At 47.8% G+C, this 24,083-nt stretch carries 25 protein-coding genes; 17 read left to right on the top strand and 8 right to left on the bottom strand.

Going from position 1 to position 24,083, the window contains the following annotated elements:
- The first annotated feature begins 90 nt into the window (after positions 1 to 90).
- A complete protein-coding gene (gene rluC, locus AC51G0_RS12950; RefSeq protein ID WP_496298955.1) occupies positions 91 to 1,035 on the top strand; it encodes a 23S rRNA pseudouridine(955/2504/2580) synthase RluC in 945 nt (314 codons plus the stop codon).
- 104 nt (positions 1,036 to 1,139) lie between these two features.
- On the opposite strand, the gene AC51G0_RS12945 is transcribed toward rluC, so the two are convergent.
- Entirely contained in the window at positions 1,140 to 1,721 is a 582-nt protein-coding gene (locus AC51G0_RS12945; protein WP_496298954.1) for a Maf family protein, read from the bottom strand.
- 362 nt (positions 1,722 to 2,083) lie between these two features.
- Here AC51G0_RS12945 and yceD point away from each other — a divergent pair, with 362 nt between their 5' ends.
- From yceD to ptsG, 14 genes are all read left to right on the top strand, one after another.
- Positions 2,084 to 2,602, top strand: a complete 519-nt coding sequence (gene yceD / locus AC51G0_RS12940) for a 23S rRNA accumulation protein YceD (RefSeq protein ID WP_496298952.1) — start codon at positions 2,084 to 2,086, stop codon at positions 2,600 to 2,602.
- 19 nt (positions 2,603 to 2,621) lie between these two features.
- On the top strand, positions 2,622 to 2,792 hold the full coding sequence (gene rpmF / locus AC51G0_RS12935) for a 50S ribosomal protein L32 (RefSeq protein ID WP_006231206.1): 171 nt from the start codon (positions 2,622 to 2,624) through the stop codon (positions 2,790 to 2,792).
- A 9-nt stretch (positions 2,793 to 2,801) separates the two neighbouring features.
- A complete protein-coding gene (gene plsX / locus AC51G0_RS12930) occupies positions 2,802 to 3,827 on the top strand; it encodes a phosphate acyltransferase PlsX (RefSeq protein ID WP_496298949.1) in 1,026 nt (341 codons plus the stop codon).
- 5 nt (positions 3,828 to 3,832) lie between these two features.
- Positions 3,833 to 4,789, top strand: coding sequence for a beta-ketoacyl-ACP synthase III (locus AC51G0_RS12925; RefSeq protein WP_496298947.1), 957 nt, complete (start codon positions 3,833 to 3,835; stop codon positions 4,787 to 4,789).
- A gap of 168 nt (positions 4,790 to 4,957) precedes the next feature.
- On the top strand, positions 4,958 to 5,881 hold the full coding sequence (gene fabD / locus AC51G0_RS12920; protein ID WP_496298946.1) for an ACP S-malonyltransferase: 924 nt from the start codon (positions 4,958 to 4,960) through the stop codon (positions 5,879 to 5,881).
- Between the two features lie 98 nt (positions 5,882 to 5,979).
- A complete protein-coding gene (fabG, locus tag AC51G0_RS12915; protein WP_496298945.1) occupies positions 5,980 to 6,714 on the top strand; it encodes a 3-oxoacyl-ACP reductase FabG in 735 nt (244 codons plus the stop codon).
- 157 nt (positions 6,715 to 6,871) lie between these two features.
- Positions 6,872 to 7,108: an acyl carrier protein gene (gene acpP / locus AC51G0_RS12910; protein WP_016961388.1), complete on the top strand. Its 237-nt coding sequence runs from the start codon at positions 6,872 to 6,874 to the stop codon at positions 7,106 to 7,108.
- An 85-nt stretch (positions 7,109 to 7,193) separates the two neighbouring features.
- Complete coding sequence (gene fabF / locus AC51G0_RS12905; protein ID WP_496298942.1) at positions 7,194 to 8,432, top strand: beta-ketoacyl-ACP synthase II; 1,239 nt, start codon at positions 7,194 to 7,196, stop codon at positions 8,430 to 8,432.
- 85 nt (positions 8,433 to 8,517) lie between these two features.
- Positions 8,518 to 9,327: an aminodeoxychorismate lyase gene (pabC, locus tag AC51G0_RS12900; RefSeq protein ID WP_496298941.1), complete on the top strand. Its 810-nt coding sequence runs from the start codon at positions 8,518 to 8,520 to the stop codon at positions 9,325 to 9,327.
- Entirely contained in the window at positions 9,321 to 10,334 is a 1,014-nt protein-coding gene (mltG, locus tag AC51G0_RS12895; RefSeq protein ID WP_496298939.1) for an endolytic transglycosylase MltG, read from the top strand. Before pabC ends, mltG begins: the two co-directional genes overlap by 7 nt.
- On the top strand, positions 10,334 to 10,963 hold the full coding sequence (gene tmk, locus AC51G0_RS12890; RefSeq protein ID WP_496298938.1) for a dTMP kinase: 630 nt from the start codon (positions 10,334 to 10,336) through the stop codon (positions 10,961 to 10,963). Before mltG ends, tmk begins: the two co-directional genes overlap by 1 nt.
- 1 nt (position 10,964) lies before the next feature.
- Positions 10,965 to 11,927 carry a DNA polymerase III subunit delta' gene (holB, locus tag AC51G0_RS12885; protein WP_496298936.1) on the top strand — a complete coding sequence of 321 codons (963 nt, stop codon included), beginning with the start codon at positions 10,965 to 10,967 and terminating at the stop codon, positions 11,925 to 11,927.
- A gap of 29 nt (positions 11,928 to 11,956) precedes the next feature.
- Positions 11,957 to 12,748 carry a TatD family hydrolase gene (locus tag AC51G0_RS12880; RefSeq protein ID WP_496298935.1) on the top strand — a complete coding sequence of 264 codons (792 nt, stop codon included), beginning with the start codon at positions 11,957 to 11,959 and terminating at the stop codon, positions 12,746 to 12,748.
- 467 nt (positions 12,749 to 13,215) lie between these two features.
- Positions 13,216 to 14,646, top strand: a complete 1,431-nt coding sequence (ptsG, locus tag AC51G0_RS12875) for a PTS glucose transporter subunit IIBC (RefSeq protein WP_496298934.1) — start codon at positions 13,216 to 13,218, stop codon at positions 14,644 to 14,646.
- 233 nt (positions 14,647 to 14,879) lie between these two features.
- On the opposite strand, the gene AC51G0_RS12870 is transcribed toward ptsG, so the two are convergent.
- The 3 genes from AC51G0_RS12870 to AC51G0_RS12860 form a co-directional block, all read right to left on the bottom strand.
- Entirely contained in the window at positions 14,880 to 15,779 is a 900-nt protein-coding gene (locus tag AC51G0_RS12870; protein WP_496298933.1) for a LysO family transporter, read from the bottom strand.
- Between the two features lie 229 nt (positions 15,780 to 16,008).
- A complete protein-coding gene (locus tag AC51G0_RS12865) occupies positions 16,009 to 16,932 on the bottom strand; it encodes an HDOD domain-containing protein (protein ID WP_496298932.1) in 924 nt (307 codons plus the stop codon).
- 104 nt (positions 16,933 to 17,036) lie between these two features.
- Entirely contained in the window at positions 17,037 to 17,636 is a 600-nt protein-coding gene (locus AC51G0_RS12860) for an LON peptidase substrate-binding domain-containing protein (protein WP_496298931.1), read from the bottom strand.
- Positions 17,637 to 17,997: 361 nt separating this feature from the next.
- On the opposite strand from AC51G0_RS12860, the gene AC51G0_RS12855 reads away from it, so the two are divergent.
- Together AC51G0_RS12855 and dsdC are read left to right on the top strand one after the other, a co-directional pair.
- Positions 17,998 to 18,519 carry a TfoX/Sxy family DNA transformation protein gene (locus AC51G0_RS12855; protein ID WP_496301941.1) on the top strand — a complete coding sequence of 174 codons (522 nt, stop codon included), beginning with the start codon at positions 17,998 to 18,000 and terminating at the stop codon, positions 18,517 to 18,519.
- Positions 18,520 to 18,619: 100 nt separating this feature from the next.
- The gene (dsdC, locus tag AC51G0_RS12850) at positions 18,620 to 19,525 is read left to right on the top strand and encodes a DNA-binding transcriptional regulator DsdC (RefSeq protein ID WP_496298929.1); all 906 of its coding nucleotides are present in this window, start codon (positions 18,620 to 18,622) and stop codon (positions 19,523 to 19,525) included.
- Between the two features lie 88 nt (positions 19,526 to 19,613).
- Here the strand turns inward: dsdC and AC51G0_RS12845 are convergent, their stop codons facing one another.
- The 4 genes from AC51G0_RS12845 to AC51G0_RS12830 form a co-directional block, all read right to left on the bottom strand.
- Entirely contained in the window at positions 19,614 to 20,162 is a 549-nt protein-coding gene (locus tag AC51G0_RS12845) for a hypothetical protein (protein ID WP_496298927.1), read from the bottom strand.
- A 229-nt stretch (positions 20,163 to 20,391) separates the two neighbouring features.
- Positions 20,392 to 21,384, bottom strand: coding sequence for a 2-hydroxyacid dehydrogenase (locus tag AC51G0_RS12840; RefSeq protein WP_496298925.1), 993 nt, complete (start codon positions 21,382 to 21,384; stop codon positions 20,392 to 20,394).
- 76 nt (positions 21,385 to 21,460) lie between these two features.
- On the bottom strand, positions 21,461 to 21,961 hold the full coding sequence (locus AC51G0_RS12835) for a response regulator (protein ID WP_496298924.1): 501 nt from the start codon (positions 21,959 to 21,961) through the stop codon (positions 21,461 to 21,463).
- Positions 21,962 to 22,105: 144 nt separating this feature from the next.
- The gene (locus AC51G0_RS12830; protein ID WP_496298922.1) at positions 22,106 to 24,034 is read right to left on the bottom strand and encodes an ATP-binding protein; all 1,929 of its coding nucleotides are present in this window, start codon (positions 24,032 to 24,034) and stop codon (positions 22,106 to 22,108) included.
- Positions 24,035 to 24,083 lie beyond the last annotated feature (49 nt).

Genomic DNA, 24,083 nt, shown 5'->3' with positions numbered 1-24,083 from the left:
TAAGCATTCAAAGGCCTGCCTTGCTTAAATACCATTGATATCTCGCTGAACATAGCATCATGGAGTAATTTGGGTATACAATCACACCCTATGAAAGATGATAAACCAAAAGTGCAATTCATCGAGATTACTGATGACTTTGCAGGCCAGCGGATCGATAACTTTCTCCGTGCTCGGCTTAAAAATGTTCCAAAAAGTATGATTTACCGTATTTTGCGCAAGGGTGAGGTCCGAGTAAACAAAAAACGTATAAAACCTGAATATAAATTGCAGGATGGTGACCTTGTCCGGGTACCGCCAGTAAAAATGCCTGAGAAAGAAGAGCAGGCGCCAGTCAGTACTAAACTGAACAAGGTTGCTGAGCTAGAATCTTGTATCATCTATGAAGATGATCAAATGCTTATCTTGAACAAGCCATCGGGAACGGCAGTTCATGGCGGCAGCGGGTTGAAGTTTGGCGCCATTGAGGCATTACGTGCGCTGCGGCCGGATGCGCGTTTTCTGGAGCTGGTTCACCGAATCGACCGTGACACGTCAGGTATTCTCTTGGTGGCGAAAAAGCGCTCGGCATTGCGCCAGCTTCAGGAGCAGTTCCGCAATAAAACGGTACAGAAGTATTACTTTGCCTTGGTGATGGGGGAGTGGAAGGCTAGCTGCAAGAAAGTCACGGCACCATTGCTTAAGAACGAAGTGAACAGTATTGTGCGGGTCAATCCGAACGGTAAGGCATCGGATACGCGATTTAAAGTCCTTGAGCGACTGGAGCAGGCGACCTTAGTGCAGGCGAGTCCCGTGACGGGACGTACCCATCAGATCCGCGTTCATTGCCAGTACACCGGCCACCCGATTGCCTGGGATGATCGCTATGGTGATCCGCGCTTTGATGCTTACACAAAAAAAGCGGGCCTCAATCGTCTTTTCCTTCACGCTGCGAACATCAAGTTCAAGCACCCTAAAACAGAAGAGATGATGGACATCAGTGCACCGATGGAGCCAATGCTGGCTAAAGCGATAGAGCAGCTGCGGAAAAACTAATCGCAGGCGGTGTGTTGAGGATTAGGGTTTATTGTATTCACCAGGCGAGGTGCTGCTACTAGCTTCTCGCCTTTTACTTAGCAATTTTGGTTTTGCCTTTTCTTTTATAGAATACGGACACCTTGCTTGGCGAGCATTTCGCGCAAGGCGATCAAAGGCAAGCCCACCAGGGTGTTGGGATCCCGGCCTTCAAGTTTGTCGAATAAGGCAATGCCGAGCCCTTCGCTTTTAAAACTTCCAGCGCAGTTTAAGGGGGCTTCTCGCTCTATATAATTGCGGATCTCCTGATCAGTCAGCTCCCTGAAATGAACATGAAAAGGCTCGCAGATCACATCACTGTGGCCGTTTTTCGCATTGTGCAGACAAAGGCCGGTATAAAAGGTGACCACCTGGCCGCTGGCAGCCTGTAGTTGCAGGACGGCTTTTTCGGCAGTGTGGGGCTTGCCGATGATAGAGCCGTTGATCACGCACACTTGGTCCGAGCCTATAATAAGGTGCTTAGGATGGTTGGGTGCACAGGCTTTAGCTTTGGCTTCGGCTAACCGGGTAACCAGCTGCTCGGCTGTCTCATTGGGGAGTGTGCTCTCGTCAGTCTCTGGGCTAGCGGTGTCGAAGGGGTACTGCAGCTTATCCAGTAAGGCTTTTCTAAATGGTGAAGTTGATGCTAAGAGCAAGGGTTGAGTCATAGTGGTACCCGGGTTGTCTGAGGTTGTGTTAGTCTAGCGGCCAAATGGTCGCGAGGCTATGACTGATTGGCGCGCTGGCTATTGCAAGAAAAGCGGTATTTATTCTGAGCGCGCACCATACTGAAGGTGTGCCTAATAATGAAGAAGCCTGATTGAGTTTTAATCATATTTTGTGTGTTATTTGCCCACTCAAATGGCTGGTCTCAACTTGTTGAGAGTCAGGCAGATAACAGACAAAAAGGTGGAAATGTCCTCGTTTGGCGAAGCACGCTTTATCGAGAGCAAGTGAATTGGCTAAATGCTGTTAATTCGCGCACATTTCCTTTGACTCAAACTGATTAGAAGGCTAATATTCGCGCCCTATGCAAAAGGTAAAATTGCCGCTAACGGTTGATCCGGTTCGCGCTGCTCAGAAAAAACTCGACTATGATGGCATCATCAAAGCCGATTTACTTGAGCGTCTAGCCGAGTCAACTCAGAGCGTAACACGTGATGCAAACGTCACCTTATCATTTGACTTTGACCAACGTCACTTGGCATTTATGCGCGGTAGTGCAGATGTTGAAGTGATGTTGACCTGTCAGCGATGTCAGGAAGGATTTAAACACTCTTACAGTGTGGAGTTCTGTTATAGTCCGCTCCTCAAACCAGAGGAAGCTGATGAGTTTCCGGAAGCTTATGAGCCGGCTGAGGTCGATGAAAATGGTGAGATCAACCTGATTCAAATCGTCGAAGACGAGTTGATTCTGGAATTGCCTCAAATTGCCATGCATGATGACGCTGACTGTAAGGCCAGTGGAATAAGCATGTCTTTTGGTGAGATCCCCGTTGCTGATGAGCGTCCGAATCCGTTTGCAGTATTGAAAAATCTAAGTAAGTAATTTAACAGGAGTAGGGTTAATGGCCGTACAAAAGAGCAAAAAATCACGTGCAGCACGTGGTATGCGTCGTTCTCACGATGCACTAACAACTGCAGCTGTATCTGTAGATTCTGCAAGTGGTGAAACTCACCTACGTCACCACGTAACTGCTGACGGTTTCTACCGTGGCCGCAAGGTTATCAACAAATAAGGTTGAACCTTGAGTGGTCTAACCGTTGCACTTGATGCAATGGGTGGGGACTTCGGTCCTCAAGTAACAGTGCCTGCCTCCGTGCAGGCATTGTTACAATACCCAGAGCTCAAAGTTATTCTTTATGGTGATCAAAGTGCGATCACATCTCAACTGTCCCTTCTAAACCAACTTCAACACCCTCGAATCAGTATTGTTCACTGTGAACATGTTATCGCTAATGATACCCGTCCTTCTCAGGCCCTGCGCCGGAGCAAGGGAACATCAATGCGCATGGCATTAGATGCGGTTTCTGATAGCCAGGCTGATGCCTGTGTCAGTGCCGGCAATACCGGTGCGCTGATGGCACTGTCTCGCTATACCCTGAAACTGCTACCCGGTGTCGACCGACCTGCGCTTGTCTGTGCGATCCCGACGAAAACGGCGAATAAGACCTGGTTGCTGGATTTAGGGGCGAACGTGTCATGCGATGCTGATACTCTGTTCCAATTCGCGGTGATGGGCGCTGTCTTGGCCGAGCAGGATACGTCTGCCTCCCCAAGAGTGGCTCTGCTCAACATTGGTGAGGAAGAGATAAAAGGCAATGATCTAGTCAAACGTTGCGCCGAAATGTTGGCAAACTCACCAGACATAGACTATATCGGCTATCTTGAAGGTAACGAGCTTTATAGTGGCCGTGCCAATGTCATTGTGTGTGATGGTTTTGTTGGCAACGTGAGTCTAAAGACCAGCGAAGGGGTCGCAAATTTATTCATAGACAGCATTAAAAGTGCAATAACCACTAACCCGCTGAAACGTTTAGTGGCTAAATGGTTGTTTAGTGACCTATTCACCAGTCTGAAACAGTTGAACCCCGACCAGTACAATGGTGCAAGTCTGTTAGGATTGCGCGGTATTGTGGTCAAAAGCCATGGAAGTGCTGATGTTGCCGCTTTCTCAAATGCAATTGGCGAAGCGGTATACGAGGTCAAACGGCAAATACCGACAAAAATCAGTGACCGTTTGGAAGAAGTCTTACTCGAGAGGCATTATTAGTCTTCATGTATAGCAAAATTTTAGGTACCGGCAGCTACCTGCCAGATCAAGTACGTTCTAATGCCGATTTAGAGCAGATGGTTGATACCACCGACGAATGGATCGTTGCTCGTACCGGTATTCGTGAGCGCCGTATTGCATCTGCAGATGAAACTGTAGCTGTGATGGGATATCAAGCTTCTTTAAACGCTATCGAGATGGCGGGCATTGATAAAGAAGATATTGATCTTATCATCGTAGCGACGACCAGTGCGAGTCACTCTTTTCCGTCTGCAGCATGTCAGGTCCAGGGCATGCTCGATATTAAAGGCTGCCCGGCGTTTGATATCGCCGCAGCGTGCTCAGGCTTTGTTTATGCCCTGAGTATTGCCGACCAGCATATCAAGACAGGTATGGCCAAGAATGTATTGGTTATTGGTTCTGATGCGTTGTCACACAAGTGTGATCCAGAAGATCGTTCAACGATTATCCTATTTGGTGATGGCGCCGGTGCTGTTGTTGTTGGTGCCAGCGAAGAGCAGGGGATCATCTCCACTCACCTTCATGCCGATGGCCACTTTGGCGGTCTGCTAAGCGTTGCAGTACCAGACCACGGTCAAGAGTTTAGCGATGACAAATGGCTGTACATGGCGGGTAACGAAGTGTTTAAAGTTGCTGTGACGCAACTGTCGAACCTCGTTAAAAATACGCTTGCTGCCAACAATATGGATAAGTCTGAGCTTGACTGGCTGGTGCCGCACCAGGCAAACCTGCGTATTATCTCGGCGACAGCGAAAAAACTGTCGATGTCGATGGATCAAGTGGTTGTAACGCTTGATCGTCACGGAAACACTTCTGCAGCAACAGTACCGACGGCGCTCGATGAAGCCGTACGCGATGGCCGTATCCAACGAGGCCAAACCTTGTTGTTAGAAGCCTTTGGTGGTGGTTTCACCTGGGGCTCTGCATTAGTGAAGTTCTAATTCAGTTCTCTGAATTAGAACAAGTCGCTTACGCGCTTAAATTAATAGGTAGCTATTCGTTTTTTGCTATAACGTCGCATTTTGGCTTTTTGTATAGCAGCATGATTACCAAAACGGATAGCTCGTCAATATACTGAATAATCAGTAATAACGAATAAGGATTATCGAATGTCTAAGTTCGCGATTGTTTTCCCTGGCCAGGGTTCTCAAGCTGTTGGCATGCTAGCAGAGCTAGCGGAGCAGTTTGATGTCGTGAAGCAAACTTTTGCTGAAGCATCTGATGCACTGGGTTATGACCTATGGGCACTTGTTCAAAATGGCCCTGCAGAAGATCTTAACCAGACTCACCGTACCCAGCCTGCACTACTGACAGCTTCAGTCGCTATCTGGCGTGTATGGCAGCAGCAGGGTGGTGAACAGCCAACTGTGCTAGCGGGTCATAGCTTGGGTGAGTACTCAGCACTGGTTTGTGCCGGAGTGATTGACTTTAAAGAAGCCGTGAAACTGGTTGAGCTACGTGGTCAGCTAATGCAAGAAGCGGTACCTGCGGGTGTTGGTGCGATGTCTGCAATTATCGGCCTAGATAATGATGCTATCGCAAAAGCGTGTGAAGAAGCGGCGCAGGGCCAAGTTGTTTCCCCTGTAAACTTCAACTCACCAGGCCAGGTTGTTATTGCCGGTAATAAAGAAGCGGTAGAGCGTGCAAACGTTCTGTGTAAAGAAGCTGGCGCGAAGCGCGCACTTCCACTTCCGGTTTCGGTACCATCTCACTGTGCGCTAATGAAGCCAGCCGCTGACAAGCTTGCTGTTGCCCTAGAGAGCATCGAGTTTAGCGCCCCTGCAGTGCCAGTGATCAACAACGCTGATGTAGCAACAGAAACTGATCCCGCTGCCATTAAGCAAGCGCTGGTTAAGCAGTTATACGGCCCGGTTCGCTGGACAGAATCTGTTGAGCGCATGGCTGAAGAAGGCATCGAGCAACTACTTGAAATGGGCCCGGGCAAAGTGTTGACCGGCCTGACTAAACGTATTAATCGCGCACTTGGCAGTGCTGCTGTCAACGATCCAGCTAGCCTGGACGCTGCCAAGTAAGGTTGTGGCCTGCCTCTGGAGGGTGAATCAGCCTTTTGCTGTTTCAGCCATGACAGAAGACGGGCAGGCTGCATGCTATTTATAAAAGAGGAATGACAATGAGCCTGGAAGGTAAAATTGCTCTGGTAACAGGTGCAAGCCGTGGTATCGGCCGTGCTATCGCTGAAATTTTGGTTGAGCGTGGCGCTACCGTTATCGGTACTGCGACATCTGAAAGCGGTGCAGAAGCCATCAGTGCATATTTGGGTGACAACGGTAAAGGCCTGGCGCTGAACGTAACGTCACCGGAGTCAATCGAAGCAGTACTGAAAGACATCAAAGCGCAGTACGGTGACGTTGACATCCTGGTCAACAACGCAGGTATTACCCGTGATAACTTGCTAATGCGTATGAAAGATGACGAGTGGCAGGACATCATGGATACCAACCTGACGTCTATCTTCCGCCTGTCTAAAGCCGTTTTGCGTGCAATGATGAAGAAACGTCACGGTCGCATCATCAGCATCGGCTCTGTTGTCGGTACAATGGGTAACGCTGGCCAGACTAACTATGCAGCGGCAAAAGCCGGGTTGCTTGGTTTTACCAAATCAATGGCACGAGAAGTTGCTTCACGTGGCATCACTGTGAATGCCGTTGCGCCTGGTTTTATCGAAACTGATATGACTAAAGCCCTGAATGATGAGCAACGTGCTGCTACACTAGCAGGTGTTCCTGCTGGTCGTTTGGGTGATCCGCGTGAAATTGCAGCAGCCGTCGCATTTTTGGCCTCGGAAGATGCTGGTTATGTAACCGGCGAGACACTGCATGTTAACGGCGGCATGTACATGATTTAAACAAAAAAGTTGCATAACTTGATGATGCAAGTCAAACTCATCTAGTTTTCTCTGAAAATCGTGGTTTGACCAGCGGGTTGAGTATTGCAACTTTTGCAGTAATGAATAAACTACAGCAAATCGCATTAGCGAATTCTTGTTTTAAGGAAATAGATTAATGAGCAACATCGAAGAACGCGTAAAAAAAATCATTATTGAGCAACTTGGCGTAGACGAAGCAGAAGTTAAGAACGAAGCTTCTTTCGTTGACGATCTAGGTGCTGATTCTCTAGATACTGTTGAACTAGTAATGGCTCTTGAAGAAGAATTCGATACTGAGATTCCTGACGAAGAAGCTGAAAAAATTACTACAGTTCAAGCTGCTATCGACTACGTTGTTGGCGCATCTGAGTAATTAAGAACACCCTCCAGGCGGTCACCATGACCGCCTGATTTTATTTCAAAATCTGTTTTATCCTCAATTCCCGGAGAAATTAATCGTGTCGAAACGTCGCGTAGTTGTTACTGGCATGGGTATGCTATCACCGGTTGGCAATTCTGTTGAATCTTCATGGAAAGCTCTTCTGGCCGGCACTAGCGGTATTAGCACTATTGAGCATTTTGATGCTAGCGCATTTGCTACTCGTTTTGCTGGTCTGGTCAAAGACTTCAATTGCGAAGAGTACATGACCAAGAAAGATGCCCGCAAAATGGATTTGTTCATTCAATACGGCATTGCAGCAGGCGTACAAGCGTTAAAAGACTCTGGTATTGAAGTTACTGAAGAAAATGCCCCACGTATTGGTGTGGCTATCGGTTCTGGCATTGGTGGTCTAGGCCTTATTGAAGCTAACCATCATGCTCTGTTGGAAAAAGGCCCGCGCAAAATTAGCCCGTTCTTTGTTCCTTCGACAATCGTAAACATGATCGCAGGCCACATGTCTATCATGCATGGTCTTCGTGGTCCGAACATCGCTATCTCTACGGCATGTACAACTGGCCTTCACAACATTGGCCATGCTGCGCGTATGATTGCTTACGGCGATGCAGATGCCATGCTAGCAGGCGGTGCGGAAAAAGCATCAACGCCGCTCGGCATGGGTGGTTTCGCTGCGGCGAAAGCACTATCAACCCGAAATGATGATCCTCAAGCAGCATCACGTCCGTGGGATAAAGACCGTGACGGTTTCGTACTAGGTGACGGTGCAGGCATGATGGTTGTTGAAGAATACGAGCACGCGAAAGCTCGTGGTGCGAAAATTTATGCTGAGCTAGTTGGCTTTGGTATGAGTGGCGATGCTTTCCATATGACATCACCAAGCGCAGACGGTTCTGGCGGCGCACTGGCAATGGAAGCGGCGATCCGCGATGCGGGTATCAACGCAGAAGAAATTGGCTATGTGAATGCACACGGTACTTCAACACCTGCAGGTGATGTGGCTGAAACCTTAGGTATCAAACGCGCTATGGGTGCTGCAGCTGATAAAGTATTGGTTTCTTCGACTAAATCGATGACTGGCCACCTGTTGGGTGCAGCGGGTTCTGTAGAATCTATCATTACTGCAATGACACTGGTTGATCAGGTTGTTCCACCAACAATCAACCTTGACAACCCGGATGAAGGTTGTGACTTGGATTATGTTCCAGGTGAAGCTCGTCAGGCTAATCTAGAGTATGCGCTGTGTAACTCGTTCGGTTTCGGCGGTACTAACGGCTCGTTGCTATTTAAGAAAATCTAGCGATAACCTGTTATCATTGAACGGCCCGGTGTTTTGCACCGGGCCGTTTTTTTTTATCTGTGATTTTTGCTGGGTAGATATTGGGATGATACTGGTAAACGGCATCGAGCAATGTGAAGTTCCTATTACCGACCGTGCCATGCAGTATGGCGATGGTTGCTTTACAACCATTCTTGTTGAGCAGGGCAGGCCGCAGCTGTGGCCGATGCATTTGCAGCGACTCAAGAAGAATGTGGCTGCATTTCAGATTGAAGAGCCTGATTGGGAACAGTTAACCGAGAAGGCTCATCAACTGGCGGCAACTTACCCGGACAAAGGTGGGGTCAAGGTACTGATTAGCCGCGGTACGGGTGGCCGGGGGTATAGCTCGGCAGGGTGTGTTGCGACCCAGGTGATCATTTCTGACTTTGCCTGGCCGGCTCACTATATCGAGTGGCAGCAACAAGGCATTGCTCTCGGTGTCTGTCAGCAACGGCTGGCACTTGCGCCGATGTTGGCGGGTTATAAACATCTCAATCGTTTAGAGCAGGTGCTACTCAAGCTAGAAGTTGATCAGGAAGGCTGGCTCGATGCCATCGTGCTTGATATCAATGGCAATGTGATAGAAGCGACCGCGTCTAATATTTTCTGGCGTAAAGGCGATACGCTTTATACACCAGAGCTGGACATGTCCGGCGTCCATGGGGTGATGCGTGCTCATGTGATCGAACTCGCGGCCAAGAGCGGGTATTGTTTAGAGTTTGTCAAAAAGCCGCTCGATGTATTGCTTTGCGCCGACGAAGTCTTTATTACTAATGCCCTGATGGCGTTAGTGCCAGTCACGGAAATAAACGGAATTCGATTTACAGCGCGCACAGCGCTGAATGCATTAAACAAGAGGTTGTATACGTGCTAAAGAAGTTGGTAATAGCAGTTGTTTTGATGGGATTGATTGCTGCTGGAGGGCTAGGGTGGTCATATCAGCAGGTGAAGGCTTCGTTGCAACAACCGGTTACTCATGACACAGAACTATTTGTAACGGTAAACCCGGGTACAAGTTTCCGTGGCCTGCTGAATCAGCTCGCGGAAAAGAACATCGTGCCAGCCTCGCCATGGACGCGATGGATTTACCGGCTAGAGCCAGAGCTTACCCATATTAAAACGGGTACTTATCAAATATCCAACGAAGGTACGTTACGTGATGTCCTGGCGCTGATTGCGTCCGGTAAGGAATACCAATTTGCGATTACCCTGGTTGAAGGCGATCGCTTTGTTGACTGGTTGGCACAGCTGAGTACGGCACCTGAGGTGATCCACAAGACTGAAGGCATGTCCGAGGCCGAGATTGCCAAGGCAATAGGCGCGGATATCAATAAGCTGGAAGGCTACTTATTGCCCGAAACGTACCACTATACGGCAGGTACAACGGATCTAGAGCTTTTGCAACGCGCATACCGCCAGATGACCAGTTTACTGGATCAGGCGTGGGATGCCCGTGATGAGACCATCCCGCTGGAAACACCCTATGAAGCCCTGATCATGGCATCGATCATTGAGAAGGAAACGGCGGTAGATGACGAACGTACAGTGGTGTCGTCTGTCTTTATGAACCGTCTCAATAAGAAAATGCGTCTCCAGACGGATCCAACCGTAATTTACGGCATGGGTGATAAGTATAACGGTAATATTCGCAAGCGTGACTTACGAACACCGACACCGTACAACACCTATACCATCTTCGGCTTACCACCAACACCGATAGCAATGCCAAGCAAGGCATCGGTTCTTGCGGCGGTGAAACCGCAAGACAGTAGCTATTACTACTTTGTCGCCGATGGCAAAGGTGGCCATAAATTTTCAAAAACGCTAACTGAGCACAACCGTGCTGTACGTGCATATTTAAGAACACTAAAGAAAAAATAATGACTGGTAAATTCATCGTAATTGAAGGCCTTGAAGGGGCTGGCAAGAGTACGGCAATCAAGCAAGTCGCCGACGTATTGGCAAAGCATGGGATTGAAACCCCGGCGTTAACGCGTGAGCCAGGTGGTACACCGCTTGCCGAACAAATGAGAGCACTGGTCAAGGAAGGTCATCCCGATGAGCCTCTTACGGACATGGCTGAACTGCTGTTGCTCTATGCGGCGCGTATTCAGCTGGTCGACAACGTGATTAAGCCGGCCCTGGCAGAAGGTCGCTGGGTGGTTGGGGATCGCCATGACATGTCATCACAGGCTTATCAGGGCGGTGGCCGTGGTTTTGACACCGCGTTGATGGAAAATTTACGCAATACCGTGCTGGGTGACTTCCGTCCTGACTTTACCCTCTACATGGATATTGATCCGGTACTTGGCCTTGAGCGTGCTCGTGGCCGGGGAGAGCTAGATCGTATTGAGCAGATGAACATTGATTTCTTCCATCGTGCCCGTGCTCGCTTTCTCGAGCTGTCAGAAAATGACCCTCGGGTGGTCATCATTGATGCAAGCCAGTCATTGGAAGCCGTAACGGCTGATATTGCTCAGGCGCTGACGATCTGGCTGGAGCAGCAATAGTATGCTTTACCCATGGCAGCAGACTTTGTGGCAAAACTGGCAGCAGTTACTCGGCCAGGAGCGCCTGCATCATGCAATACTACTGCTTGCGGCAAAAGGGAGCGGTCGTGAAGTATTGGCAAAACAGCTAGCACAGACAGTCCTATGTCAAAACTGTGAGACCGAGCCTTGTGGTGTGTGCCATAGTTGCCAGCTGTTTGCTGCAGGGACCCACCCTGATTTCCATATCATCGCCCCTTTGCAAGAAGGCAAGCAGATTGGTGTCGATGCGGTTCGCCAGTGTAACCGGTGGGCGGTCGAAACCTCGCAATTGGCCGGACAGCGGGTGATCATGATAGAGCATGCTGACGCGCTGGGTGAAGCGGCAGCCAATGCCTTGCTAAAGACGCTGGAAGAGCCGCCGTCGGGGTGCCAGTATATTTTGACGGCCCAGTCACTGGACAGTTTACTGCCGACCGTTAACAGCCGCTGTAATAAATGGCGTCTTCCTGTTCCGGATGAGCAAGAAACCCGACGCTGGGTTGAGAGACAGATGATGCAGACAGTCAAACTGGAGTCGGTACGCCTAAACGGTGGCGCACCACTGGCTACCCAGCAGTTTATTGAGCAGGGGCAGGACATTCGCCATGGAAACCTGCTTGAGGCTTTTAGCGGGTTTCTGCAGCCCCCCTTTACCGGCATTTATGATGTCGCGGCGCTTTGCACCAGCGAGGGAGTGGTTAGCCTCAAGTGGCTCAGCTACTTCCTGGTTGACTGTATTAAACTTCAGCAAGGTGTCGGAGCTCATTTAGTTCATGATGAGTCACTGGATAAAGTACAGGCCGTCGCCTCGCAGGTAAACTCGATCGTGCTGTTGAGTCAGGTGCGTAAGGCCAATGAGCTGCACCAGAAGCTGGAAAAGCATACGGGTTTGAATGAAGAGCTGCTAATTGTTGAGTGGCTAACTGGCTTTATTGCCGATTAACGTAGATAGATAAATTTGAGGAAAGAACCGTGTTAGTTGATTCACATTGTCACCTGGACAAACTGGATTACGAGCAACTGCATACAGGGATTGATGATGTGTTAGCCAAGGCAAAGGCGCGGGGAGTCGATTACTTCCTGTCTGTTGGCGTGACCCTGAAAAGCTTCCCGGCCATGATGGAAATGATTGAGCCGTATGAGAATGTATTTGCCTCTTGCGGTGTGCATCCGTTAGATATTGAGGCGGGCTTTGACTTCGACCAATTGAAGGAGTTTGCCCAGCATGACCGTGTCGTTGCCATTGGTGAAACCGGCCTGGATTATCATTACCAGCCTGAGTTAGCCGAGCAGCAGCAAGAAATATTCCGCCAGCATGTACGTCTGGCAGTAGAGCTGAATAAGCCTCTGATCATCCATACCCGTATGGCCCGTGAAGATACGATGCGGATCCTACGCGAAGAGGGGGCTGAAAAGTGTGGTGGTGTTTTGCACTGCTTCACTGAGAGCCTGGAGATGGCCCAGGAAGCCATTGAGCTTGGCTTCTATATTTCTATTTCGGGCATTGTGACTTTCAATAAGGCCAGCGAGTTAAAGCACGTCGTTAGCAGCCTGCCATTGGAACGTTTACTGGTTGAAACCGATTCACCCTACCTGGCTCCGATCCCATACCGTGGTAAGCAGAACCAGCCTGCCTATGTGCGTGAAGTGGCTGAGTATATTGCCTTATTAAAAGGTGTATCGGCAGAAGAAGTTGAAGAAGTAACCACTAATAACTTCTTTACCCTTTTTTCGCGAGCCGACCGGTCCCCGAACGCTAACTGAACACTTATTAAATAAAAAAAGGAGCTCTGGCTCCTTTTTTTATAAGTGTTGTTTTTTCTTTAGCCTATTTTGTTGGGTGTAAAAGAATAACCTGCTGTTCTGATTATTTATTCTGCAACTTCTCATCTGTTTAACTTCGTTACGTAAAGTAACTTAACTTACAAAGGTGAAATATAATTACATTTACTTTGTGGTGGGTGATTATTGATTTATTTTAGTTTTATCAATTGGTTAAGTGTGTATTTCGATTGTTTTTAGTAGTGAGTTGATTGTTTCTTATTGATAATAATGAAACTTTATTTCATGCTTTGTTGGCATTATTGATGGTTATCAAGTTATATTTAGCGCCGCATTTTATACTAATGCCGCAATAAAAAAGGAAAGTGGTGCTAGCATTATGACTACGGGGGTAGGTCGCTTGCACTGACTTGAAATCTAAATAAAACAATCTCACTCAGGAGCACACTATGTTTAAGAACCTTTTTGCTAACCTGCAGAAAGTCGGTAAGGCGCTTATGCTGCCTGTATCGGTTCTGCCGGTAGCAGGTATTCTGCTGGGGGTTGGTGCCGCTAATTTTAGCTGGCTACCAGACGTTGTCTCTCAAATTATGGAGCAGGCGGGCGGTTCTGTATTTGGCCAGATGCCGCTGCTGTTCGCAGTGGGTGTAGCATTAGGCTTTACGAACAATGACGGTGTAGCGGGTCTTGCCGCTATTGTTGGTTATGGCATCATGGCCGCAACACTTGCGGTTATGGCTTCCGTTATGGGTGTAGACAAGATAGATACCGGTGTTCTAGGCGGTATCTTGGTCGGTGGCTTGGCGGCATGGGCTTTTAACCGCTTCTTCCGTATTCAACTCCCTGATTACTTGGGTTTCTTTGCGGGTAAGCGTTTTGTTCCGATTATGACGGGCTTCTGTGCAATTGGCCTTGCTCTGTTGCTATCGGTAATTTGGCAGCCGATTGGCGGCGGTATTGCCGCTTTTTCTGACTGGGCAGCCCATCAGAATCCAACGCTGGCTTTTGGTATATACGGTGTCGTTGAACGTTCTCTTATTCCTTTTGGTCTTCATCATGTTTGGAACGTTCCGTTTTTCTTCGAAGCGGGTAGCTGTGTAAATGCTACGGGTGAAACCCAGAATGGCGTGTTGACCTGTTATTTGGTTGCCGATGAAACCTCACGTATCGCGGGTAACGGCTTTGGCCAGCTGGCGGGTGGTTACATGTTCAAGATGTACGGCCTGCCTGCTGCAGCAATTGCGATTTGGCACTCGGCCAAGCCTGAGAACCGCGCAAAAGTCGGTGGTATTATGATTTCAGCTGCGCTGACTTCATTCCTGACAGGTATTACCGAACCTATCGAGTTCTCCTTCCTGTTTGTTGCACCTGTGCTGTACGGAATCCATGCACTGCTAGCGGGCTCTGCGTTCGTGATGACCAATATGCTGGGTATGATTCATGGTACGACGTTCTCGCACGGCTTTATTGACTTCGTAGTACTTTCTGCTAATTCGCAAAAGCTATGGCTATTCCCATTCATGGGGCTGATTTACGCGGCGATTTACTACACCATATTCCGCACTGTTATTGCCAAACTTGATCTAAAAACGCCAGGTCGTGAAGATGAGGAAGAAGGCGCCGTTGAAGCATCGACGGGTTCTGAGCTAGCGAAAGAGCTAGTGATGGCATTTGGCGGCAAAGAAAACATCACAGGCCTTGATGCTTGTATTACCCGCCTGCGTGTTGCGGTAGCAAGTATTGATAAAGTAGACCAAGAAAAGCTGAAGAAGCTAGGTGCTGCAGGTGTTGTTGTTGCTGGCGGTGGTGTTCAGGCGATCTTCGGTACTAAGTCTGACAACCTGAAATCTGATATGGATGAGTGGATCCGTAATCATTAATACGGTTATTTAATCATCTGATTATAAAGGGAAGCTTCGGCTTCCCTTTTTCGTTGTAGGGGGGAAGATCCTAGATTCTAGATCCTGGTTCCTAGAGAAAAAGCGGGTCCTTGGAGGCGCAGGCCCTGGGAAAAGCTAAGAGCTTGACTAAATAAGTAAGCTCTTAATAAATAACGGCTGCGCGCTTTTGCTTTTACCTAGGAACGAGGATCCAGGAACTAGCTACCTAAAACCTATAGCGATAGAAAGAACAACATCAAAAACGGTACCAGCAAGCTGAGGATAAACCCGCTGACTATCGCAATTGGCACACACCTGATCCCGCCGCAGTTCTGGATCACCGGCAGGGTGAAGTCCATTGCTGTGGCCCCGGCGTAGCCAATCGCGGTACTTGGGTAGCGGCTTATCATAACTGGTATCAGGCTCAGGGCGATGAGTTCCCGCAGTAGCTCGTTGAGAAAGGCTGCTCCCCCAAAAATAGGCCCCAGGCCGTCACCCATCAAGATACCGGCAAGCGAATACCAGCCAAAGCCCGATGCCATCGCTAAGCCATGGGTCATCGGAATATCCAGGATGGTAGCTGCGATGATCCCGCCAGGCAAAGAGGTCAAGACAATGACTAACGCAATGGTAATGCCTTTTTTGTTGAGTAAGATCTGACGCAAGGTCATTCCGCTATTGCGAAGCTGGATCCCGATCAGAAACAGCAGGATCAGAAGAATGACTTCGCTGGCCTGGTCGACCCAGTCAAGTCCGATACCTGATAACAGGCCGATAACCAGCCCCCCGGCAACGACCAGCACCAGCTTGACTGATTCCATTATCATTTTCATAAACGGCAGCTGGCGATGATCCTGGCTAGTGGCTGTCGGCCAGAGTTTATCGACCAGTGGCAGTGCGAGTAGGTTACAAGCGCTGATAGAGATAAAGAAAACAGCAGTATAGGTAAGAATTTGGTTTAGGTTTTGCCCCAGGTTATCCAATCCTGCCAGGCTTAATCCCATAAGCGCAAGGATCACCAAAACCAGGCGGCTAGTTTGTGTGTTGATAAAATTCAGTACTGATTCCTTGTCAACCGGGATCAGGTAACCGATCACCAACGGCAAGAAGATATAAAGCATTCCCGAAAACATGTGTATCCTTACGACGATAGTTTGATGTGTGTTGCGTAGCGCCTATACTTGTGTAGTCATGCTATGTAGGGGCTTGCTATGATAAATTTGTCCAAAACTGAATAAATTCAAATGAATAAGCTGCTACTCCTCCATGAATCAAGCAGCTTATCAGTATCAATTAGACAGGGTCAATATAGCAACTGTGGTAACGCACTGGCCGGAGGGTATCTGGGGGAAGGCGCAGCAATTAAAATCCGCTATTTTTAATCACATTTCGAATTTGGGAGTCAAACTCGGCTTCAGGCATATTAGTCAGCTCATACATGACTTCGGCACCAGCCAGGTCGAGCTCAACATGGTGGTCTTCAATGGCATCATCATTGTTTTTGAATAGCAATAGATGATTTGCCATACGTGCAATATCTAAATAGCTGGTGTCTTGGCGCTGGCCTCGATATGGCAATGCTGTGTTGCAGGCCACTTCAAGGTAATCATTATCAAAGCCCCAGTGTTTGAGAATAATTAAGCTGGCTTCCTGGCAGCAATGCTCAAATACATATTTGGCAACATCAATATCCAGATAATTGCCGTTGTCCAAGTAGGCTTGGTATTCATGTATCAGACTAAATAGGCCTATATCGGCAAACAACCCGGCGAGTAGCGACTTTTCCTGCTCAACCTTAACAGGTGTGTCGGGGTGGTTGATTAGCCCTTGGCTAACAATTGCCATGGTTGCAGCGAGTTGTCTGGAGCGGATAGCACTCTGTATTAACAGTGAATTGCATGCAGTGCTGAAGTTGCCTTTGCTCTTGAGCTCTTCGATTGCCCGTGCTGTGATAATATCGCGGACTCTTAAAATACCGAGTCGACTAACCGCGGTTTGGATATCGTGACAAACGACATTACGTCGATTAAACATCATGGTATTGGAAATTTTGACAATGGATGCCGCCATACCAGGATCATCAAGCAATAAATCAGCAACATCGCGGATGGTTGTATCTTCGCTATTACATAGGGCGTGGAGCTTAACGAGGACATCTGGAATAGGAGGTAGGGTAAGACGGTTCTGTTTGACAGCGTCTTTGACTAAAGAACAGAATTCAGATTCCAACCCTTTTACGATTTTGTCATTCTCTGGTTTTAGCCAAAAAAAAGATACGTGTGCCATTACAACTACTAACTTGAAATCGAGGCCTTCATTCTATCTTGAGCTGTTACTGATAGACAGCGATTGAATCTAAAAAAAATCGAAATAGTTCTTAAAGATTTAACTTATACAAGCTCTGTCGTAGGAAGGTCGTCGTTGTCTAATAATTTGAGCAAAAAGCGCACTGTGAGCCTTATGTTTTCTTGGGTGATTAATAGCTGTTTATAATGAACTTCTAACGGGAGAATTTCGAGCCAGCGCTGGCAGACCCAAGTAATATCGTCATATCCAGGAGTCGGATACAAAGAGCCAATTTCTGGCATCGTGGCATAAAATAGTCTCAGCTTTTCAGATAAACAGCGGGTGGTGGGGTCTATTGGGGCGGCTGACCAGTGTGGATAGGGCTCATAATCTGCTAGTAGTAATCCGTCACTGTCGATCCGAATGGCTAGCAAGCGAACAGTTTGCAGGCCTTCAACCAGGATACTCAACAGCCCACCCTCAAGCGCATTGAAGTCAATGATATGAACTTCGGTGGCAATGGCTGGAATTTTTTTAATTTCGTCATGCACTTCAGCTTCGTTAAGCATACAAAGCGCAAAGCTTCTTTCGGCAGCCAAAGACTGTTTGACCATTCGGATATATCGTTCTTCAGCAATCGTGATTTCTAGCCGTCCATTAGGCAGAAGATGGTTAGATGACGGAAAGAGTGCAATGTCGACCATGATATACCCTCCACTTATTATTTATAACCATAGTCTCGACTGGCAAGAATAACGATAACGGGGAACCGAATTGTACCGTCGTTTTTTGGGATGTTGTACGCAAAAAATATGGTCAAAATTTGTCCCTTTTTACTTATTTCGCATTGAGTAATATGCCTCAAATCTCAAATCCAGGTGTTACCTGTTTCATATGTGGAAATTATTGCTTCAATGTGTCATTGTCAATTTGTTGACGCATTTTGTCTGATGTTACTGGAAATTAAACGACCAATAACGTTTAACGGGGGAAAATATTGTGCGATCGATCAAGGATGACTTATTTAATTATCTTCGCGAATTTGGTTGCTATGAGAAACGTTCAATGTTTGGTGGTACTGGCGTTTTCATCAATGGTGCCATGTATGCAATTTTAACTGATCAATCGATGTTTCTGCGTGGTGGCGAAGCTCTTGATGAAAAATTGGCTTCGTTTGACTGCAGTAAGTTTAAGCACATAAAACGTAGTACCACGGCTGTTGTAAATTATTATGATGTGACGCACCTGTTCTTAGATGACAGAGAACAATGTGATGAGCTGGTTAAAGAATCTATTCAGGTCTCTAATAAAGAGAAAGCATTCAAATCATCAGAACAGAGCAAGCGTCTTCGTGATCTGCCGAATATGCGCCTAACCTTGGAGCGTATGGTTAAGAAGGCTGGTATTCCGGATGTAAGCAGCTTTATTTCGCTGGGGGCGGCGGAGGTCTATCGGAAGGTACGCAGCTCGCACGGTAAAGATATTGATGTAAAGTTACTGTGGATGTTCGCCGGGGCTATTGATGGCTGCCATTGGACATTACTTAAAGATGATCACAAAGAGCGTTTGTTGCGTGCCATTGAGTAACAGGCATTAGTCATTTAAGTGGGTAGTGATTGGCCACCATATTTCGGTGGCTTTTTTTATTGTAAGATGGCAGCAATTTCTTGATTTAAAATAAAGCTATATGCGACTACCCAGACTGACTGGCCCGGTTCTCTCCGGGCTGCATTGTTTCCTGATTGCTGCCGATCAAATGAGTTTTACCCGGGCGGCCGAAATACTGTGCCTAACCCAAAGTGCCGTTAGCCATAAAATCAAGAATCTCGAAGAGAGTCTTGGGGTACAGCTTTTTATTCGTCAGCCAAGGAAGTTAATGCTGACGGAAGAAGGGAAGCGGCTAAAAACGGTTGTTGCCCATAATTTTGGCGATATTGCTCACGAAATAAGAGATTTAAAAACGCTCGAGCTGAGCGGGGATTTTAATGTTGCGGTACCGCCAACATTTGCCCAAACTTGGCTACTGCCAAGGCTGAAGCAGTTTATCGATAAATATCCAGCTCTGCGCTTTCATCTTCGTACCCGTAATGAGCTAATTGATTTCCAAACCGAAACCTTTGATTGTGCAATCTATTTTGGTCATGGCAAATATGCGGGCCTACACTCTGAAAAGTTAATGGATGAGAGTATGCTCCCGGTATGTAGCCACGAATATGCGGTGGCCCATGACTTGTATGGTAAGCCTGAAAAGTTGAGTGCGTGTTTGTTACTGCATGATGCAGCCCCGTGGGCAAGAGCGGGACGCAATGATGAGTGGCAATACTGGGCGCAGCGCCATGGTGTGACATTGCCAGAGGCTGGCTGTACCTTTGATCGTGCAGATTTGGCGCTGCAAGCCGCCGAGCGTGGGATTGGAGTGGCGATGGGGCGGAAGTCATTCATTGCCGAGCAGCTTGACGACGAGCGATTGGTGGCTCCATTTGCCATGTCGGTGTTATCACCGCTGAGCTATTACATTGTTTGCCGGCGAGAGATGGCGCTATCACCTAGGATTGAGGCTTTTATCGATTGGTTAAAAGCCGAAATTGAATAGCAATACCACAGGGTGAAAGTGGTAAAAAGAAAACAGCCCCTGTTAGGGGCTGCTTAAGAGATTATGTGTTACAGGGCTCAGGCACTGATTAGTACTTGAAGCGTGTGGTCAGCATGATCTGATCACTATAGATTTCGTTGAAGCGGCCTTGAACACCGATAGAAAACAGTTCAGTCGCGTGGAATCGGCCATAAATCATACCGATTGTTTTCTCGTGGTCATCAATGTTCAGGTGACCAATTTGGCCGCCAACTTCAAGTTGCGGGCCAAGCCATTGACGAACACCGATATTGACTTCCATGCCCAGCTTACCGCCAGAGCTGTCAAACTCGCCTTTGTTCTTGGCATTTCGAGCTTTAATCTCACCGGTAATGTCTGCCCAGTTATTCACTGGTGCGTGGAAGCCGACACCTAGGGCTACATCCCAGTCGCTGTCGAACTCGGTATCAACAGAGCCGGTAAGGTGAGCATTAGGGTGAATAGATTTACTGAAGCCAGCACCATAAGTCAGAGGGCTAATACCAATACGCGCTTCAGCGTAGTCGTAACTGAAATTACTCATGGTCGTCTGTGACTCAGCATGAGACGCTGAAATAGATGCCAAGATAATGCCTGTGGCAAGGAGTGTTTTACGCATGAAAATTAGTCCGTGGAGCCTAAAATAATGAGGACATTTTAATGGACAAAGCAGACCAATCATAGATTTTTACTGCAGTAAGTTGCTATTTAGGCAGAGAGCAGAGTAAAAATGCAGCAAAAATCACAAAAAAACGTGATCTGAAGCGCGATTATTTGTTTTGTCGTTAGCAGAGTATATTTTCGTAAGCTATTGGAAGGTTAGCGGGAGCGGGCTCCCGCAGATCGTATTATTGAATTAATTCGTTGCTTGATGCGCTACCTGCTTCGAAGTGAGAAATGTTGTTCAGTGTGGTATCAGCGATGTTGCCCAGCGCTTCCTCGGTAAGGAATGCTTGATGACCAGTAAACAACACGTTGTGACAGGCTGACAGGCGACGGAATACATCGTCCTTAATCACATCATTGGATTTGTCTTCGAAGAACAGGTCTTTTTCATTTTCGTACACATCGATACCCAGTGAGCCAATTTTACTGTTTTTCAGGGCTTCAATTGCATCTTTGGAGTTAAGCAGTTCACCACGGCTGGTATTAATGAGCATTACCCCATCCCGCATTTTTTTAAAGGCATCGGCATTGAGCATATGGTAGTTTTCCTGGGTCATCGGACAATGCAGGGTGATTACATCGGCCTGTTGGTAAATATCATCCAGGGAGGTATAAGTGACGCCTAAATCAATGGCAATGGGATTTTCATACGGGTCGTAGGCCAAAATATTCATGCCTAGGCCTTTGAGAATGCGGATCGTCGCAATACCTATCTTGCCGGTCCCTATGACCCCGACCGTTTTGCCGTGGAAGTTAAAGCCGGTGAGTCCCTCGAGAGAGAAGTTGGCATCTCGGGTTCGTTGATAGGCGCGGTGGATCCTGCGGTTTAAGCTCAGCATCAGCCCCAAGGTATGCTCGGCAATGGCTTCTGGTGAATAAGCCGGCACGCGAACAACCTGGATACCCAGTGTTTTGGCCGCATCGAGATCGACTTTATCAAAGCCGGCACAGCGCATGGCAATCAGGCGAATATTGTTGTGAGCGAGCTCTTCAAGTACAGCTTGGCTCAGGTCATCATTTACAAATGCGCATACTGCATCAAATCCCTGTGCCATTCTGGCTGTTTGTTCGGTTAGACGAAATTCAAAAAAGGCCAATTCGTGTTGGTAATTGTCGTTGATGATCTCGAATGACTTTTGGTCATATTTCTTGGTGCTGAAGACTGCTACTTTCATATGTCACCTTTCCGGAGAACTGATTATGTGATCAACATAACATTTTTATATTTACCCGGAAAGGTTTGTATGACAATTATATGTCTGATAGCGATAAGCGTTTATCACTGAGAGCCACCATGATCCTGCTGGTATCAAGCACTCTGGCCCAAGGCATTAATTCTTTTTCATTATCAATGATGTATGTCGTTAGCTGATCGATAACAATGTCTTTGAGCTGGTTACCATCCCACGGTTTGGAAATGTAGTAGTCTAGGCTGGCATTGTTGACGGCCTGAACGGTTTCTTCAAGCCCGGCCTGACCGGTCAGCAGCACCCTGCGCGATCGGGTTGTTTCTGATTGGTGCTTAAGCTCAATCAGAAAATCAATCCCAGTTTCGCCAGGCATAATATGATCACATAGGATCAACGCTAAGGGGATATGATCGGCAATGGTATCGGCGAGCACCTCCTTGGCCTCGTCGACAGACTCGGCAGCTTCAATAATAAAATACTCTTCAAGACTGCTCAGATCATGCAACACACTGTCGAGGACTTCTCTTTCATCATCAACGCATAAGATGAGGTATTTGTTCATGTGGCCTCCTTTTCAACTCGCTCTTATGAGCGTGCGGGCAGCTTGATAACTGCCCCAAATTGTTTGGGTATAAAACGTCAACACTTGGCTGGCCTGTTCTTGAACCGCTTGTGTCGCCTATGTTTGTCACTGCAGTATTTGGCTTTAATGATTAAGCGGCAGCGTTACAATCATCCGGGTGTATTCACCAGGCTCCGATTCAACCCGGATCGCTCCGTCATGCTGCTGGATGATTTGCTGGCAAACCGACAAGCCGATACCTAATCCAAAATTACCTTCACGTTTGGTGGTGTAGTTAAGCTCAAAAATCTGCTGCTGCTGCTCTAGCGGGATCCCTTTGCCGTTATCTTCAACCACGACATCGATTTTTTGCTGTGCAGAGCCGGGCGTATAATGGGTGGAAATGTGTATTTCTCCTGGCTCTTCTATGGCATCGAGCGCATTGGAAATCAGGTTCGTCCATACTTGCTGCAGGGCGATGGGTTGGCAGCTCATCTGCGGCAGGGCTGAGTATTCTTTGGTCACATGATGGCGCTTGAGACGGTTTTCAAAAATAACCAGGGTATCTTCGAGTCCTTCATGCAGATCGACAGTGTGGATGGTTTCGTCATCCTGGCGGGCATAGCTCTTCAGGCTCTTGACCAGATCCGCGATCCGCTGGGCACAGACATTGATTGAGCGGAGGAAATTCCCCATTTGATAATAGTTGTCCCATTCGGACATTACCGGTTTGAGCTGCGATTTTTGCGGAAGTAACCAGCTATCTATGTGCTCAAGGTCATCAATTCCCATCTGTACTGCCTTACGGGCTAGCTGGCGATCATCTAATGTCGATTCGAGCCGTTTGGCCCGTTGACGGGTTTCCGAGGTTGATAACGGCCGTGACTGCATGGCCTGTTGCAGAATGTAGTTGCCCCTAGCTTGGTTTTCGCGGCTTAGCTGTGAGTCGGTGAGCTTGCTAATTGTTTGCTTGAGAGTGTCGCTGCCACGCAAGATAGCCGATACCGGGTTGTTCAGCTCATGGGCGACCCCAGCCACTAGCTGCCCAAGCATTGCCATTTTTTCTTTTTCGACTAGTTGGTGGTAGGCCTCGTCAAGGGACTTTAGGGTTTGCTGTAGGCGCATTTCGGTCTGGATACTACCCTGAAGACGGCGGTTGAAGTTACGTAGCAAGAGGTTGGTAAACAGGGGGAGTAGCTCACTGCGTGAATTCATCACTTTATTAAATAGCTGCCGATCGAGTTTGATAACATTGGTGGTGCCTAAGGTAATACCCGTGGAGAAAGAGGGCTCTCCGGTGACAAAAGACATGCCGCCAACAAGGTGGCCGGGGCCGACCCGTACCACTTCATGTTTGCAGCCATGCTCGTCTTTCTTATACAGGGCAATTTCGCCCTGGGTGATAAACCAAAGGAAGTTGTTCGCTTCACCTTCCTTGGTGAGCAGGTGGTCTTCACTATAGGTACGGCAGGCCCGGTCTTCATCATTGCCATTAAAAAATTCATGTAGCGCATCGGCCACTTGCTGGGCAAGGCTGGCATCATCGAGGTCATTGGTGTTTTGAATAAAACCAGAGCGGAAACTCGACATTTGCCTTTCTATGTGGGCATTGAGGATCCGGCGGTGATCCAATATCTGGCTATAGCGCAGCCAGTCTTCTTCGGTGTGCTTGAGAACAAAGGTCGTGAGCTCTTTGAGCAGTACCTGATGCAGTTCTTTTTTGTTCCAGGGTTTGGTTAGGCAGTAATGCAGGCGCCCCTCATTAACGGCTTGCATGATGGTATCAAGCTGGGGTTTGTCATTGAGTAATATTGAGCGAGCCTGGTTTGCTACCGGGTACTGATCCAACTGAACCAGAAAGTCGACGCCATTGTCGCTGCCGAGTTCATTGTCACAGATCACCATCGCGACGCGTTGGCCACTTTCTTCAATAAAATGCAGGGTGTCATGGGCTTCTTCGATGCTGTAGGCATTGCAGATATCGAACAGCGCAGCAAACGTTGCCAGATCTTGGTTTAAGCGCTCGACTATTTCCGGATCGTCATCCAGACAGACAATGACAAAATTGTTCACCCTCAAGTTCCTACTTTTTGTTTTATTGCTTAAAGTGTATAAGAAATCA

It is taken from the genome of Photobacterium sp. HL06 (assembly GCF_059552575.1).
The sequence above is the reverse complement of the archived record's forward strand: the minus strand, read 5'-3'. Positions and strand labels throughout refer to the sequence as shown.

Excerpts from the sequence above, each read along its gene's own strand:
- rluC (WP_496298955.1), top strand. The coding sequence starts at position 91 with ATGAAAGATGATAAACCAAAAGTGCAATTCATCGAGATTACTGATGAC.
- AC51G0_RS12945 (WP_496298954.1), bottom strand. The coding sequence starts at position 1,721 with ATGACTCAACCCTTGCTCTTAGCATCAACTTCACCATTTAGAAAAGCC.
- yceD (WP_496298952.1), top strand. The coding sequence starts at position 2,084 with ATGCAAAAGGTAAAATTGCCGCTAACGGTTGATCCGGTTCGCGCTGCT.
- rpmF (WP_006231206.1), top strand. The coding sequence starts at position 2,622 with ATGGCCGTACAAAAGAGCAAAAAATCACGTGCAGCACGTGGTATGCGT.
- AC51G0_RS12925 (WP_496298947.1), top strand. The coding sequence starts at position 3,833 with ATGTATAGCAAAATTTTAGGTACCGGCAGCTACCTGCCAGATCAAGTA.
- fabD (WP_496298946.1), top strand. The coding sequence starts at position 4,958 with ATGTCTAAGTTCGCGATTGTTTTCCCTGGCCAGGGTTCTCAAGCTGTT.
- fabG (WP_496298945.1), top strand. The coding sequence starts at position 5,980 with ATGAGCCTGGAAGGTAAAATTGCTCTGGTAACAGGTGCAAGCCGTGGT.
- acpP (WP_016961388.1), top strand. The coding sequence starts at position 6,872 with ATGAGCAACATCGAAGAACGCGTAAAAAAAATCATTATTGAGCAACTT.
- pabC (WP_496298941.1), top strand. The coding sequence starts at position 8,518 with ATGATACTGGTAAACGGCATCGAGCAATGTGAAGTTCCTATTACCGAC.
- tmk (WP_496298938.1), top strand. The coding sequence starts at position 10,334 with ATGACTGGTAAATTCATCGTAATTGAAGGCCTTGAAGGGGCTGGCAAG.
- holB (WP_496298936.1), top strand. The coding sequence starts at position 10,965 with ATGCTTTACCCATGGCAGCAGACTTTGTGGCAAAACTGGCAGCAGTTA.
- ptsG (WP_496298934.1), top strand. The coding sequence starts at position 13,216 with ATGTTTAAGAACCTTTTTGCTAACCTGCAGAAAGTCGGTAAGGCGCTT.
- AC51G0_RS12870 (WP_496298933.1), bottom strand. The coding sequence starts at position 15,779 with ATGTTTTCGGGAATGCTTTATATCTTCTTGCCGTTGGTGATCGGTTAC.
- AC51G0_RS12865 (WP_496298932.1), bottom strand. The coding sequence starts at position 16,932 with ATGGCACACGTATCTTTTTTTTGGCTAAAACCAGAGAATGACAAAATC.
- AC51G0_RS12860 (WP_496298931.1), bottom strand. The coding sequence starts at position 17,636 with ATGGTCGACATTGCACTCTTTCCGTCATCTAACCATCTTCTGCCTAAT.
- AC51G0_RS12855 (WP_496301941.1), top strand. The coding sequence starts at position 17,998 with ATGTTTGGTGGTACTGGCGTTTTCATCAATGGTGCCATGTATGCAATT.
- dsdC (WP_496298929.1), top strand. The coding sequence starts at position 18,620 with ATGCGACTACCCAGACTGACTGGCCCGGTTCTCTCCGGGCTGCATTGT.
- AC51G0_RS12845 (WP_496298927.1), bottom strand. The coding sequence starts at position 20,162 with ATGCGTAAAACACTCCTTGCCACAGGCATTATCTTGGCATCTATTTCA.
- AC51G0_RS12840 (WP_496298925.1), bottom strand. The coding sequence starts at position 21,384 with ATGAAAGTAGCAGTCTTCAGCACCAAGAAATATGACCAAAAGTCATTC.
- AC51G0_RS12835 (WP_496298924.1), bottom strand. The coding sequence starts at position 21,961 with ATGAACAAATACCTCATCTTATGCGTTGATGATGAAAGAGAAGTCCTC.